Origin of the sequence: Okeania sp. SIO3I5, assembly GCF_010672085.1 — a bacterium.
GTDB lineage: Bacteria > Cyanobacteriota > Cyanobacteriia > Cyanobacteriales > Microcoleaceae > Trichodesmium.
In genome coordinates this window covers 1-13,197 of sequence record NZ_JAAHHT010000255.1, presented here as the reverse complement: position 1 = coordinate 13,197, position 13,197 = coordinate 1, and the positions used below count along the sequence as shown (strand labels likewise).

At 37.1% G+C, this 13,197-nt stretch carries 9 protein-coding genes; 5 read left to right on the top strand and 4 right to left on the bottom strand.

Going from position 1 to position 13,197, the window contains the following annotated elements; all coding sequences use genetic code 11:
- Positions 1–2,235 (bottom strand): ATP-binding protein (locus F6K40_RS33775; RefSeq protein ID WP_293142573.1); only part of this gene is annotated, 2,235 nt, incomplete at its 3' end.
- A 1,131-nt stretch (positions 2,236–3,366) separates the two neighbouring features.
- Between F6K40_RS33775 and F6K40_RS33770 the strand changes: the two genes are divergently transcribed.
- Positions 3,367–4,728: a glycosyltransferase family protein gene (locus F6K40_RS33770; protein ID WP_293142570.1), complete on the top strand. Its 1,362-nt coding sequence runs from the start codon at positions 3,367–3,369 to the stop codon at positions 4,726–4,728.
- Between the two features lie 492 nt (positions 4,729–5,220).
- A complete protein-coding gene (locus tag F6K40_RS33765; RefSeq protein ID WP_293142567.1) occupies positions 5,221–6,459 on the top strand; it encodes an SGNH/GDSL hydrolase family protein in 1,239 nt (412 codons plus the stop codon).
- A 523-nt stretch (positions 6,460–6,982) separates the two neighbouring features.
- Here the strand turns inward: F6K40_RS33765 and F6K40_RS33760 are convergent.
- From F6K40_RS33760 to F6K40_RS33750, 3 genes are all read right to left on the bottom strand, one after another.
- Complete coding sequence (locus F6K40_RS33760; RefSeq protein ID WP_293142564.1) at positions 6,983–8,116, bottom strand: glycosyltransferase; 1,134 nt, start codon at positions 8,114–8,116, stop codon at positions 6,983–6,985.
- Positions 8,117–8,686: 570 nt separating this feature from the next.
- Entirely contained in the window at positions 8,687–9,346 is a 660-nt protein-coding gene (gene nfi / locus F6K40_RS33755) for a deoxyribonuclease V (protein WP_293142561.1), read from the bottom strand.
- A 132-nt stretch (positions 9,347–9,478) separates the two neighbouring features.
- Entirely contained in the window at positions 9,479–9,859 is a 381-nt protein-coding gene (locus tag F6K40_RS33750; RefSeq protein ID WP_293142576.1) for a hypothetical protein, read from the bottom strand.
- Positions 9,860–10,068: 209 nt separating this feature from the next.
- Here F6K40_RS33750 and F6K40_RS33745 point away from each other — a divergent pair, with 209 nt between their 5' ends.
- The 3 genes from F6K40_RS33745 to F6K40_RS33735 all read left to right on the top strand — a co-directional run.
- Positions 10,069–11,439 (top strand): sensor histidine kinase, encoded by a 1,371-nt coding sequence (locus F6K40_RS33745; RefSeq protein ID WP_293142558.1) that lies wholly within the window; start codon positions 10,069–10,071, stop codon positions 11,437–11,439.
- A gap of 800 nt (positions 11,440–12,239) precedes the next feature.
- Entirely contained in the window at positions 12,240–12,902 is a 663-nt protein-coding gene (locus F6K40_RS33740; protein ID WP_293142555.1) for a M23 family metallopeptidase, read from the top strand.
- Between the two features lie 105 nt (positions 12,903–13,007).
- On the top strand, positions 13,008–13,197 hold a 190-nt coding region (locus F6K40_RS33735), incomplete at its 3' end, for a MerR family DNA-binding transcriptional regulator (RefSeq protein ID WP_293142552.1).

Here is a 13,197-nt window from a genome sequence, read left to right as displayed (position 1 = left end):
AACTAGATCGAAAATTTTCTCTTCCCGCTCCTGTTCAGGAGTATTACTTAACAACAACCTACCAATCTTTAAATGAGTCGCCTGTTTTTCAGACTCAGCAATCAAAGAATAAGCAGCTTGTTGAACGCGATCGTGCAAAAACTTATACCTGACTGAAGTCTCCTCAACTAAAGCTTTTTCTTTCTCCTGAGTTCCTTGAAAAAATTTGTAAGTCTCTTCCAAAGGTAAAACTAATCCCTCTTGCAATGCTATCCACAAATAACTTGCCACTTGCACCTCAGACTTTTCTTTCACCACTACCAAAGTCCCCAAATCAAACTGATTGCCGATACAAGCTGCTAATTTCAATATCTCCTGAGTTGCTTCTGGTAATTTGTGCAACCTCCCCGCCATGAACTCCACCACATTATCTGTTAATGATAGTTCCCGAACTCTTGTCATGTCACATTCCCAATAACCTACATCAAAATTAAAACTAATCCATCCATCCTCGTGTAATCCTTTGAGAAACTGAGTAGCAAAAAACGGATTTCCCTTAGTCTTTTGATGAACTAATTCTGTTAATGGTAACGCCTGTTGCGCTCCACAACTTAGAGTATCTGCAACCAAATTATTCAGGTGTTTTTGATTCAAGGGAGCAAGGGTGATAGTATTCAAAGTCACTCCCGACTTAGCAATTTGATCCAAACTGAGCATTAATGGGTGGGCAGCAAACACCTCGTTATCCCTATAAGCTCCTAATAGCAGCAGATAACCACTCTCAACATCACTCATCACCAATTGCATCAATTTTAACGATGCCGAATCTGCCCACTGAAGATCATCAATAAATATGACTAGAGGATGATTTTCTGTGGCAAATACTTGAATAAATTTGGAAAACAACAGATTAAAGCGATTTTGTGCTGCACTGCCAGAAAGTTCGGGAACGGGAGGTTGCTCACCAATAATTTTTTCTAACTCTGGAATCACATTAATAATTACTTTTCCGTTTTCCCCTACCGCTTTAAGTATTTTAACTTTCCATTCCTCCAATTGTGCGTCGCTTTCGCTCAAAAGTTGTCCCATCAAGTCTCGGAATGCTTGCACGAAGGCAGAAAAAGGTATATTGCGCTGAAATTGGTCAAACTTGCCTTTGATAAAATATCCCCGCTGCCTGACTATGGGTTTGTGTACCTCGTTAACAACTACTGTTTTACCTATCCCAGAAAATCCTGCTACTAGCATAATTTCTGAACCTCCCCTCTTTCCAAGGGGGGATTGAGAGGGGATTGCAACCCGATTAAATGCATCTAGTAAAGCTCCCACTTCTTTTTCCCTGCCATAGAGTTTTTCGGGAATCAGGAAGCGATCGCTAATATCCCGTTCTCCCAACTCAAAATACTCTATTTTTCTTTTTGCTTGCCATTGTCTCAAACATTTTTCCAAGTCGTATTTTAAACCCAAGGCACTTTGATAACGGTCTTCAGCATTTTTCGCCATCAACTTGAGAACGATATCTACCAGGGCAGTCGGTAGTTGAGAGTCTGACTTCGGAGGAGTTTTGGTAATATGACAATGGACTAATTCCATTGGATCAGTAGTTTCAAATGGTAATACTCCATTTAATATCTCAAAAAAGGTTACACCCAACGAATAAAAGTCGCTGCGATAATCTATACCACGATTCATCCTACCAGTTTGCTCTGGTGAAATATAGGCTAAAGTTCCTTCTAATACACTGTAATTTTGAATAGTTCGAGTTTCTTTTGGCAAAAGACTAGAAATACTAAAGTCAATAATTTTTACTTGTTTAGTTTCGGGATTAATTAGTATATTTGCTGGTTTAATATCTTTATGAATAATTCGATTTTGGTGTAATTGATAGACAATTTCTGCTATCTGAATAGCTATGTCTAAAAATTGGGATATGTCTTTAGCATCAGATGACAATTTCTGATAATATTCAGCTAAAGAAATACCGCCAAAGTCTTCCATAATTAAGGCATAGCCATTACGTTCCCTTTCTAGAGCCAATGGTTGAACTATACCTTCAAGATACAAATTTCTGGCAATAGTGTATTGGTTACGAAATTGAACTAATTCATTAAAAGAAGGAAACTCGGAACGGAGCAGTTTAATGATTACTGGTTGAGAGTTTACTTTAGTCACTCCGCGATAGACAAGAGTGCGACTACTATCATGTATTAAATTGCTAATTTTGTAATCGCTTAAGGATCTTATAGTTAAGTTCATAGCTATACTTATTAATTTAATTTGACTTGGCTAAAATTAGGTATGAGATTGGTGATTTAGGCAGTATTAATACTGAGCAAAAAAGCTTTTATAACTACTAATAACTCACTACTAAAAATTATACAATTATTCAGCCATGCCTTTTATTTTATCAAAGATTTTATGTTATTGCCAATTTGTCAAGTTATCGAATGGTTTACAGCAATGCATGAGGATGCTAAGGTACAGTTGAAGATTGATCTATATCTTTGCAGTTCAGTCTTCTAGTCTGTAACAAGCAGGATGCTTGAACTGCCACTCATTACTAAGAAATTGCTGTAATAGGAGTATTGGTCAATATATAGTTTGAAATTATTTGTGACATATTTATAGTAATATCATGTCCGGTTAAATAGTTATAAATAACGAGGGAGGAGTCAGGAGACAGGAGACAGGAGACAGGAGATAGGAGTTAACCCACCCCTAACCCCTCCCAGGAGGAAAGAGAAAGAAGTTTGTGATCTCTAATTATCCGGACATGATATAACTTCCTCCTCTTTAAAGAGCGATCGCTCTTTGAAGTTTTATTATACCTAATTATCCGGACATGATATAAATTGCTATAATAGTATTAGGACTAAAGTCATGCATATCAAATCATACACCATCTGTAGGGGCGCTTTCCTGCGGAATGCTGCGCAAACGCGAAGCGCCCCTACTAGATCGCGAGTCGCCACTACTAGATATGGTGGTTTTGCGTAAGTCCTGACTATGCCTGAACAAAAAATGTTACAAATAATTTAGTCAGTTAAAGATGTAGGTGGAGTTGAGGGACTATCTTCGGAGCTTATCCGTAGGATAAACCCAACAACAATCTTTCTCCCGTACTCCCCCACTCCCGTACGGACGTTGCTTGAGTATTAATGCGTTTTCCGTTCCGGAATGCTACCCAAACATGTCGCTCCGCGTTAACGGAGTTGTGCGCTAGCTAAACGTCCCTACCGTAGGGGCGATTTCCTCGGTCATACTCCACCAATGCGAATCGCCCCCTACTCCCTAATACACAGTTTTAGCTGTATCACTCCAGTAATCTAACTTGATGAAATTGTTATAAACTAGAAAAGTTGACCTAATACCTACTACCTATACCTCATGGAGAAAGTTGATATTGTCATTCTCTCAAATGGTCCGGGAGAATTAATTACCTGGGTAAGACCTGTTGTACAACAGTTACGGCAACAGGCAAAGATCGATCTAAGAATTTCTGTTATTCTTTCTCCTTGTCCCCATGCTACCGGAAAAGAAGTAGCGATCGCTACTTCCTATCCAGAAGTAAACCGGGTACAAGCACCAGAATATTTTTGGCGGTTTTTGCTCTGGGGTAAAACGGCAGAAAATTGGCATTGGTATCCTCAAGGAGTAGTTTTATTTCTGGGGGGCGACCAATTTTTTACTGTTGTGGCGGGAAAACGTTTGGGTTATCGCACTGTTATTTATGCTGAGTGGGATGCCAGATGGTGGCGCTGGATAGATAAATTTGGCGCGATGAAGCAGGAAGTCGTTGCTCAGGTGCCTCCAAAATATGCTGATAAATTTACCGTAGTCGGAGATTTGATGAATGAAGTCAGAAGTCAGAATTTAGAATTCAGAATTCAGAATTCAGAATTGGGAAGCAGTAATGAAGTTATAAGTCAGAAGTCAGAAGTCAGAAGTGGTTTTTCTAACGGGGAAAGTAGCGTAGAGTTAATTGGGTTATTGCCTGGATCGAAACCTACTAAGTTATCTTTAGGTGTACCTTTAACTTTAGCGATCGCTCAACATATCCACAAAATTCGTCCGCAAACTAAATTTATTATTCCAGTTGCTCCCACCCTTGAATTATCTACTTTAGCTAATTTTGCAGACCCAAAAAAAAATCCAGCAATTGAAAAAATGGGTGGTGTGGGAGCAAAATTATTAACACCTTCTTTGGATAGCAAGGAAACAGAAAGTAGAGAGCAACGAGCAGGTTGGGAAATTAAAAATCCCAAACTGGTGACAACTGGGGGAGTAGAAATAGAATTGATAACTCGCACTCCTGCTTATGATCTACTTTCCCAATGTCGCCTTTGTTTGACTACTGTTGGTGCCAACACTGCTGAGTTGGGTTCGTTAGCAGTTCCCATGATAGTTTTATTACCCACTCAACAATTAGATATTATGAGAGCGTGGGATGGTTTACCAGGGTTACTCGCAAATTTACCTGGGGTTGGTGCTGCCTTTGCTACCATCATTAATTGGTTAGTAGTGCGCAAAGGGCAACTGTTTGCTTGGCCGAATATTTGGGCAAAAGAAGAAATAGTGCCAGAGTTGATGGGAAAACTCAAACCAGAAATTGTGGCAGAGTTGGTGTTAGAATTTTTGAGTCATCCAGAAAAGTTGGTAGAAATGAGCGATCGCCTCCGCAGTTTACGGGGTAAACCAGGAGCAGCACAAAAATTGGCAGAAATTGTATTATCATTAAACAGGGAGTAGGGAGTAGGGAGTAATATCAAATTCGGTAGCATTGGTGTAAAAAGAGTGTGGGAAGTGTGGGAAGGGTGGGAAGTGTGGGAGGTGTGGGAAGTGTGGGAAGTGTGGGGAGATTTGGTAATGCTTGAAGATGGAACATTTTTTCTACCGAATTAAGCGGATTTGATATAAGCGGAAATAATTGATTTGATTTTTTATTATTGGAGATGTCTATTACAGCAGTTTTCATGTCGGTAGACTACAGTAGGGGCGAGCAAGCGAATCGCCTCTACAGAATTTTGCTTGTAACAATGTGGTTCATCAATCTGAAAGGTGCTGTAATGTAAGCTAGAAAAAATCAAAGTAACACCAATTTCATTAATTTAGGCTACACTATTCTTATACTCATATACTGAAACGTGAAATAATTTCCCTGAAATTACTGTAGCGTCAAAGTTTTGAACCTATAAAACCTTACTTTTGACTTTTGACTTTTAACTTTTGACTTAATAAACTATGGCATTAACAATAAACCAACTATTTGACGAACAATTCTATCTCGAAACCAACCCAGAAGTAGCTGAAGCAGTTGCCAATGGTACTATCAGCGATGGTCTTTTCCACTTTATCAGGTTCGGTCAATTTGAACGTCGTGACCCCAGTGCGATTTTCAATACCAACTTCTATCTCGCCGCTAACCCAGGCGTTGCAACTGTTGTCGAACAAAATATTCTCACCCCAACAGAACACTTTATCAACTTTGGTCAGTTTGAACAACGAGACCCCAGTGTTTTACTCAACACCAGTTTTTACCTAGATCGTTACCCAGGTGTCGCCGAAGCAATAGCAACTTCCCCACTTACTGCCACAGAACACTTTCTCAACTCTGGTCAATTTGAAGGTCGGTTGCCACGTCTGTTATTTAGCAATATCTATGTATTTGGCGATAGTTTGTCTGATACAGGCAATGCTTTTGCAGCTACTGGCGGTCTGTTGCCACCAAGTCCTCCCTATTTTGAGGGGCGTACCAGCAACGGTCCCCTCTGGGTAGAAACTCTCGCGCCTCAGTTAGCACTCACATCTAACCCTGACATTAATTTTGCTGTCAATGGAGCAACAACAGGAATTATCAATACTAGCAACGACTTATTACCAGTCCCAGAGGGAACGCCCCCACTTTTGATAGGTTTACAAACACAAATTGATGAATTTATTGCACAAACTCCCGCCACCGATCCAGATGCTTTATATGTAGTGTCGGCAGGATCGAATGATTATTTAGGCGGTGAAAATTTGGATGTGCTCTCAAATGTCGGTAATTTATCAGTAGCAGTAAATAAACTTGCCAGCATTGGAGCCAGAAATTTTGTTTTACCGAATATACCAGACTTAGGACTGACTCCACTTGCACAGACTCTTCCTCCCGAACAACAACAGGGATTGACTTTATTAAGTGAAGCTCATAATGCTGCCTTAGCAGCAGCTACCCCAATATTAGAACAAGACCCCAATATTAATATTATTAATGTTGATGTTGAAACTTTAGTTGATAATATAATTGCTAATCCTGATAATTTTGGCTTTACAAATTTCACAGATAGTTTCTTAGCTTCAGGTCCTAATAATCCTGATAATTTTTTATTCTTTGATCAAGTACATCCTACCACTAATGTTCATAATTTTGTAGCAGATGAGGCGATAAAATCAATTACAGAAATTTCCGAATTGGTAAGTATTTTGGAAACTTCTATTTGAATAATTAGGGTTTGCTGAAAAAGTATTATAAGTAAGGGTAGGAGTCAGGAGACAGGAGACAGGAGACAGGAGGAATGAGGTAGGGACGTTTAGCTAACGCACAACGAGTTAACGCGGAGCGACATGGAAAGCGCAGCATTCCGGAACGGAAAACGCATTAATGCTCAAGCAACGTCCGTACAGAAGGCAGGAGGAAGAATTTAATTCGTGATTTTTCTCCTTCGCGTCAACCCTTTCATCCTCACTTTTTAAGCATGAAGCAGCTCACGCACCAGGTATTTCTGACGATAAAAAGGCGCTCAACCTTTAGGAGTCAATACTTTTAGATTTAATCACCAAGCCCTAATAACCTTATTCTTTCCCTTCTGTCTTCTGCCCTCTGCCTTCGTGATATAGCAGTCGAAGCAAAGATTAGGGCATTTCTAAATCCTGTTTGCTCGCATTTCCCTATACGAAAAACCCTTTGACACTTTACTATTCTCTATTCCCTATTCCCTATTCCCTATTCCCTATTCCCTATTCCCTAGCGCGTAGCGCTATAACACTTTTCCACAAAACTTAAATACCGCTTTTGAAATACTGTTTGAGAAAATTTATCAGCGTGCTTTTTGATAATTTCTGGATGAAAATATTCCTGAGAATTTTCAAATTTTTCCACCGCTTCAATCAAAGCTTTTTCTGCTTGTTCAGCAAACAACAAACCTGTTGCTGAATCTGGATATTTTCTCATATCTAAAACTGTTTCAGTTGCTCCACCAACACCATAAGCAATAACAGGTGTTCCACAAGCTTGTGCCTCTACTAAAGCCATCCCAAAATCTTCACAAGCAGCATAAATAAAACCTTTTGCTTCTGCCATATATTCAACGACTATTTCTTCAGGTTGCCAACCCATAATTTTGACATTAGATTTAGCCATAAGACGTAATTTATGTAATTCCCCGCCACTACCAATAACTATTAATTCTCGTCCTAATTGATTAAAAGCTCTTACAATTAAAGATATTTTTTTATAACTTACTAATCTACAAACTGTCAGATAAAAATCTTGTTTCTGAGATTTAAAAGGAAACTTTTCCACATCTACTGGCGGATAAATTACCTCAGCTTCACGTCGATAACAACGCCAAATTCTGCGGGCGGTATGTTGAGAATTAGCAATAAAATAATCTACTCGGTTAGCAGAAATTACATCCCATTCCCGCAGTCTATGTAAAAGATATCTAGTAAAAATTCCAGGGATACCTTTACCAACTTTACTACTATTTAGATAATCAAAAGTTAAATCCCAAGCATAACGCATAGGAGTATGACAATAACAAATATGTAGTTGATAAGGTGTAGTCAAAATACCTTTAGCAACTGCATGAGAAGAAGAGAGAATTACATCATATTCTCCCAAGTCAAATTGTTCAATTGCTATTGGCAATAAAGGTAAATATTTTTGTACTCCATTACGAGCTAAAGGCAAATTTTGTAAAAATGTTTTGCCTATTTTTCGTTGATAAAGATAACTTTCTGGATTGCTCGACTCAAAATCAATTAAAGCATATAAATCTGCATTAATAAGCTTGAGAATTTCCTTAACAACCAGTTCCGAACCTCCAGTTGCTTTAGGCGTTAACCATTCGTGAACAAGAGCATATTTTACTTCCATAGTAGACTTCTAAGTATTTATTGAACAACTATAGTAATCCTAAATTCAGTTGCAACATTTTATCGTAGGGGTTTGGTCTCCAAACTCAAGTAAAAATGGGATGAAAAAACTAAACCCCTACAATTTTTTTTCACAAATCATTTAGACTATTATATTTATCTCATAAGAATAGGAAAGATAAATAGTAAGTAAGTTCCAACATTTTGTCGTAGGGGTTTGGTCTCCTTTCCCCAAGTAAAAATTGGGATGAAAAAACTAAACCTCTGCAATTTTTTTTCACAAACCATTTAGGACTGTTATATTTATCTCATAGGAATAGGAAAGATAAATAGTCAGATAGAGAACAAGCAAAAAATATCTAACCCATTAACTATACAATATTAATCTGAAGTCTACTGTACAATTTTTTAACTTATTTATTCTTCCCTCTTCCCTCTTCCTTCTTCTTTGCTACTAGAGATCTGGTTATAATCAAAAATCAAATCAATTATTATTGATAAATTATCAATTACTCCCCTCAGTTAAGTGTTCCCTGTTCCCTGTTCCCTGTTCCCTCTTTTCTGTAGATGTCTACTGAGAAGCTAATTTATCCGCCCAACGAGTTGTTTCTGGTAACCGATATTTAGGAGTACATTTCAAGACATAATTAATAGCAGTTATCAAGCTAATTTTATGACCAGTTGAAACATAAATTGGTTTAACTCCCGTACGACTTCTGACAACTGCACCAATAACTTCTTTTCGATCTATTAATGGTTGCCAATTACCTTTTTCTAAACCAACAGAATCATGTTGACCAATATAGTGAGATTTAGCTACACCAATACTAGGAATATTAACTAAAACTCCCAAATGACAAGCTACACCAAATCGACGAGGATGAATCAATCCTTGACCATCACAAAGAAGCAAATCGGGAATAATATTTAACTTTTCTAAAGCATCTAAAATAGCAGGTATTTCCCGAAAAGATAATAAACCAGGAATATAAGGAAAAGAAGTAGGACGTTGAGCGATCGCTTGTTCTTTCAATTCCAATTCTGGGAAATTTAAAACTGCTACTGCTGCTTGAGTAATCCCATCATTATTACTATAACCAACATCAACTCCAGCTATATATTTAATACTTCCAAATTGGTCTTCAGTTATTACTTGATGACGCAGTTTTTCTTGCATAGCGATCGCCGTTTCTACATCAGTCGGGAAAGGAAACTTTTGGTCTATTTTCATAATATATAGAGCTTGATAATTCACCTACTAACTATTTTCTACTCCCCACACTCCCCACACTCCCCACACTCCCCACACTCCCCACACTCCCCACACTCCCCACACCTCCCACACTCCCTATTCCCTAATTAATTAAGATTTACTATCCCGTCTTCCTAATTCATAAATACCACAGGTTATACAAGTAATCATCCCCACACTAATTGACCAACTTTTACCTAAAGCAAATTCGACACCCCAGTTACACAAACTTCCTACAATCAAAAAAGGCACAATACTAAAAATAGAAGCATAAAAAGCATTCTGAGATTCTCTTGCTTTGCGCGTTTTTTCAAATTCCTCTTCAGATATATACAACGCTCTTTCTGCAAAATTAAACCAACGGTTAAGTTGCAATGTTACCCACTCACTCTGAGGGGAAAGACCCCAATATAAACCTAAAGACCACAAAGATGCACCTGCGATCGCTGTGGCATCTATGGCCAACCTAAACGGAAAAATTTCTTCTAGTATCATTTTTTAAAATCTTAAATTATTTTATTCAACAAAATTTTAAATTTTTGAATTATAGCAAATTTCAGAAAAGTATAAAATTTTTGGCAAATTCTAGTCTTAGAATTAGGAAATCCAAAAATTATCCACAGAGATATTCTCGATTAAAAATCTAAAATTACATAAGTTATTATAGGTACATTCTGAGCTAAATATCCTCAATAAATGTAATGACAATTGATAATTTTGACTGGAAATATAATCTCAAACTTATTGTTGCGGGAATTGCATCTAAAATTGGTCCAGAATTTTTTAAAGCTTGCGTTCAATATTTGGCTCAAGTTTTGCAAATAAAATACGCACTAATTGCAGAATTTTTAGACACAGATCCGCAAAAAGCTAGGGTATTAGCTTTTTGGTCAGGAGATGATTTTCTTCCTAATTTTGAATACGATCTTTATGGAACTCCTTGTGGCATTCTTTATGACAAAGGTATCAAAATTTATCCCCATTCAATTCAACAAATTTTTCCAGAAGATAAAGATTTATTAACTTTGCAAGCTGAAGCTTATTTAGGGATTGCGATTGTAGATAGTTATGGAAAAAACATCGGTCATATTTCATGTTTAGATACTAAACCTTTAAAACACAATTATCAAGAACAAGAATCTATATTAAAAATATTCGCTGCTAGATCTGCGGCTGAAATTGAGCGGATGTTAACTGAAAAAGCTCTAAAAAAGCAAAATATTTATTTACAAGAAACTCTAAAAAAATTGAAAAATACTCAATCCCAACTCATTCAATCGGAAAAAATGTCTGGTTTAGGACAAATGGTTGCCGGAGTTGCCCATGAGATTAATAATCCTGTAAACTTTATTTCAGGTAACTTAAATCATGTCGATAAATATACAAAAGATTTATTAGATTTAGTTCATATTTTTCAGGAAAATCACCAAAATTTAGCTGATGAAATTGCAGCAAAAATTGAAGAGATAGAATTAGATTATATTGAGGAAGATTTGCCAAAATTATTAGGTTCAATTGCCGGAGGAGCGAACCGAATTAGTGAAATTGTCAAATCATTGCGGGTTTTTTCTCGCCTAGATGAAGCAGAAATAAAATCTGTAGATATTCATGCAGGTATTGACAGTACATTAATAATTCTTCAAGCCCGTTTACAAAATCAACCATTTCAAATTAAAGTAATTAAAGAATATGCTGAAATACCTCTAGTTCATTGTTATGCTAGTGCATTAAATCAAGTTCTAATGAATATTACTAATAATGCAATTGATGCCCTAGAAATAAAATTTTATCAAAACAAATTTGTAGAAGAACAGCCAACAATTTGTATCAGAACAGAAAAATTAGAAAATGATTGGATTGGGATTTATATTTCTGATAATGGTTTAGGTATAAAAGAGGAAAATTTCTCTAAAATTTTCGACCCCTTTTTTACTACTAAACCAGTTGGTAAAGGTACAGGTTTAGGATTATCAATTAGTTATCAAATTATTGTTGAACAGCACAAAGGAAAAATCCAGTGTATTTCCTCTCCTGGAAAAGGAGCTGAATTTGCGATTGAAATACCAATTTAATTTTTTTTCGTTATCTGTACTTAAATTCGTCTCAAAAAGTTACTTCTTACTGTACAATACATCCGGTGTTAAATGATTTTGTCATCTTGACCGAAAAATTTTGGTTTCAAGCCTCCTCTTTCAAGAGGATAAAAAGCGGTCGTTAGCGGAGCTTCCCGTAGGGTGGGATGGCGAGGTTTCCTCGCCATATCCAATCAACCAAGAGAAAAAGTTCAACTCAGTATTTTCAAGCCTCCTGGTTTCCTAGGTCATGCGGAGCAAACAGCAGAAGGTACTGATAACTGATAACTGATAACTGATAACTGAAATGACTCCCATTTACTTGTCTTTTTTTGCTTACTACCACCTAATAATATAATTGTCAATTTATCAATCATCGAATTTTAAGAACTTACAATCTAGGCATTCAGCTTTTCCTTGGTAATAATCTTGCACCAAGTAATTGCAGCAATGCATGAAGATAGTAAAGTATAGTTCAATATGCTTATTTCCTCCGACTTACTCTTTAAATACCCTATATTTTTGTATCTCATAAACTCGAAAAGTTCAGTAATCAGAAAGATTAGGAAAAGATGGTTTTACAGTAACTTTTAATTTTCCGTCAATCTTTTAATTCTGATTCTTCCTGCAAAAATAATAAGTTAAAAGCTGACAGTTGTTTGTGCAGCATTTCCCAGGAAATACTTACCTAACAATCATATTTACTAATAACAAAAACACTAAATTTCCGTTCTATATTTCTAGAATATTCAGGTGTATCACATTATCTATTACCATCAATGATTTAAAAGTCAAAAAATATGTCAAATCCTATAAAAAATCCCTTATATAAATTATCTACAACCTTAAAGCAGGGTTTACGTCACCCCCAAAAAAAATTATTACTACTAGGATTTATCGTACTTGGTATAGCAACTTTAGGCGTAAAACAAGAATTAGTCAAAGCACAAGAAGCGAAAATTACTAACCAACAAATAACTTACGTCAACAACTGGCAAAACGCCTCCTTCCCCGTAGAAAACTTTCAAGGATACACATCACCCTTTGGCCCTCGTGGCGGAGGTTTCCATTATGGATTAGACTTAGCAGCTCCCCTAGGAAGCTATATCCGAAGTTGGTGGACTGGCAAAGTTGTCGAAGTTTGGGAAGACCGTCGGTGTGGTACTGGCATTATAATTCAATCAGGTTATTGGGAGCACGTCTACTGTCACGTTCAAGGAAGTGTAGAAACTCGTAACGGACGTCGTTATTTAATAGACCGTGGTGGTGGAATTATGCTACTTCAAGGTCAAGTGTTACCTGCGGGAAGTCGAATAGCGAGAGTCGGAATGACTGGTAGAACCAGTGGCCCCCATCTTCATTGGGGTTTAAAATATGGGGGACGCTGGGTAGACCCTGGTTTGATTTTGCGAGAAATGTACGCTCAACAAAATAGACAGTTATCAAGATTAGAACGTAGATAATTCAAAGCTTGGTACTTAAAATTCTCAGAGCAACAATAGTTAACTAAAAACCTTGTCAAACCTTTTAAAAGCTGCTAATATATAGTTAGTAAATTTTAATCAGGTATGAAAAAGTATGTCACGCCGAAAGAGGCAGCAGCATATTACGGTGTCAACATCAGCACTCTCAGACGATGGGATAATGAAGGAAAGCTTGACAGTATTAGAACTCCCGGAAACCAGCGACGATTCTGCATTGATGAAGAAAATCCCAAAAGTAAGCCAGTTATCGCTTATGCAAGAGTCTCTAGTCATA

Excerpts from the sequence above, each read along its gene's own strand:
- F6K40_RS33745 (WP_293142558.1), top strand. The coding sequence starts at position 10,069 with ATGACAATTGATAATTTTGACTGGAAATATAATCTCAAACTTATTGTT.
- nfi (WP_293142561.1), bottom strand. The coding sequence starts at position 9,346 with ATGAAAATAGACCAAAAGTTTCCTTTCCCGACTGATGTAGAAACGGCG.
- F6K40_RS33760 (WP_293142564.1), bottom strand. The coding sequence starts at position 8,116 with ATGGAAGTAAAATATGCTCTTGTTCACGAATGGTTAACGCCTAAAGCA.
- F6K40_RS33770 (WP_293142570.1), top strand. The coding sequence starts at position 3,367 with ATGGAGAAAGTTGATATTGTCATTCTCTCAAATGGTCCGGGAGAATTA.
- F6K40_RS33765 (WP_293142567.1), top strand. The coding sequence starts at position 5,221 with ATGGCATTAACAATAAACCAACTATTTGACGAACAATTCTATCTCGAA.
- F6K40_RS33740 (WP_293142555.1), top strand. The coding sequence starts at position 12,240 with ATGTCAAATCCTATAAAAAATCCCTTATATAAATTATCTACAACCTTA.